Source organism: Microvirga sp. GCM10011540 (assembly GCF_042650665.1).
Taxonomy (GTDB): domain Bacteria; phylum Pseudomonadota; class Alphaproteobacteria; order Rhizobiales; family Beijerinckiaceae; genus Microvirga; species Microvirga lenta.
In genome coordinates this window covers 1-821 of record NZ_JBHSBQ010000058.1, presented here as the reverse complement: position 1 = coordinate 821, position 821 = coordinate 1, and the positions used below count along the sequence as shown (strand labels likewise).

At 60.2% G+C, this 821-nt stretch carries 1 protein-coding gene; it reads left to right on the top strand.

What is annotated here, in order from left to right:
- Positions 1 to 52 precede the first annotated feature (52 nt).
- Positions 53 to 804, top strand: a protein-coding gene (locus ACFOYU_RS15215) for an IS5 family transposase (protein WP_377034240.1) whose coding sequence is annotated in 2 segments (ribosomal slippage) — positions 53 to 383 and positions 383 to 804 — 753 coding nt in all. Because the reading frame shifts where the segments join, the coding sequence is not laid out codon by codon here.
- Positions 805 to 821 lie beyond the last annotated feature (17 nt).

Here is an 821-nt window from a genome sequence, read left to right as displayed (position 1 = left end):
TCTAAGGTCTGTGGGGATTCACATGAGGTTGGGCTTATGATTCAAGCTCTTGATGGATCGCTATGTCTTGACGGACGCCCAATGGGCGAAGATGGAGCCGCATTGTCTGGGTAAGCCAACCGACCCCGGACGCAGCGGCAGCGACAACCGCCGCTTCATCGAGGCGGTGCTGTGGATCGTGCGAACCGGCTCGCCATGGCGCGACCTGCCGGCACATTTCGGGAACTGGAGCACGGCGTTTCGCCGCTTCAGCGACTGGCGCAAGGCCGATGTGTTCGTGAAGCTCTTCCAGGCCTGCTCGGATGAACCCGACCTGGAATACGCGATGGTCGACGCCACCATCGTCAAGGTCCACCGCCACGGACAAGGCGCAAAAGGGGGACTGAGAGCCAGGCCATAGGCCGCTCCAAGGGTGGCATGACCACCAAGATCCTCGCGTTGACCGACGCGCTCGGCAATCTTGTGCGCTTCGAGCTCCTGCCCGGCCATCGCTTCGACACGGTCGGTGTCGCGCCGCTGATCGAAGGGGTCGATTTCGGCGGTCTCATTGCCGATAAGGCCTTCGACAGCGATACCATCGTGGCCGATCTCAATGCGCGCGGTGCCAAGATCGTCATCTCTCAGCACCCAAGACGCGCAAGACCCCTGCCGCTCGACCGCGAACTCTACCAATGGCGGCATCTCATCGAAAACTTCTTCTGCAAGCTCAAGGAGTTCAAGCGCATTGCCATGAGAGCCGACAAGACCGACCAAAGCTTCTCCGCAATGATCTATCTCGCCGCCGCCGTCATCAATTCACGATGAATCCCCACAAGCCTTAG